Below are 572 nucleotides of genomic sequence, written 5' to 3'. Positions count from 1 at the left end.
CCGGGATGTAGAGCCCGGTGATGACGTTGAAGAAGGTGGTCTTGCCCGCGCCGTTGGGGCCGATGAGGCCGTAGACCTGGCCGGCGCGGATCTCGATGCCCACGTCCGACAGCGCCTGCAGGCCGCCGAAGCGCTTGCCCACGCCGCTGACCTTCAGCACGGTGTTGCTGGTGCTCGTTGCGCTGCTCATGCCGCGCGCTCCTGGGTGACGGTGGCGGAGGACTTGGCCGTGTCGGCCGGCTTGGGCGCGGCCTTGCCGTGCTCGGGCGGCGGCCAGATGCCGCGCGGGCGCAGCAGCATCACGCCGATCATGGCCAGCGCGATGAGCAGCTGGCGCAGGATCGCGGCGTCCAGGCGACCGCCCGTCATCTCCTGCAGCGGGCCCGCGACGTAGCGCAGGATCTCCGGCAGCGCCGACAGCGCCACCGCCCCCAGGATCACGCCCGGGATGTGGCCGATGCCGCCCAGCACCACCATCGCCACGATCATGATCGACTCCATCAGCGAGAACGACTCCGGCGAGATGAAGCCCTGGAACGCGGCGAACATCGAGCCCGAGACGCCGCCGAACG

Annotated in this window: 2 protein-coding genes; both read right to left on the bottom strand. The window is 70.6% G+C overall.

Annotation, left to right across the window (positions count from 1 at the left end; translation table 11 throughout):
- Window positions 1-190, bottom strand: a 190-nt coding sequence (locus FJ694_RS36605) for an ATP-binding cassette domain-containing protein (protein ID WP_157272411.1), incomplete at its 3' end; no start/stop codon positions are given.
- Window positions 187-572: ABC transporter permease subunit (locus FJ694_RS36600; RefSeq protein WP_198321202.1), on the bottom strand; the 386-nt coding region annotated here is incomplete at its 5' end. The genes FJ694_RS36600 and FJ694_RS36605, both read right to left, overlap by 4 nt.

Source organism: Azohydromonas aeria (assembly GCF_009760915.1).
In the GTDB taxonomy this organism is placed as follows: Bacteria; Pseudomonadota; Gammaproteobacteria; order Burkholderiales; family Burkholderiaceae_C; genus Azohydromonas; species Azohydromonas aeria.
Note: the sequence above shows the minus strand (reverse complement) of the source record. Positions and strands in the feature narration are given on the sequence as shown.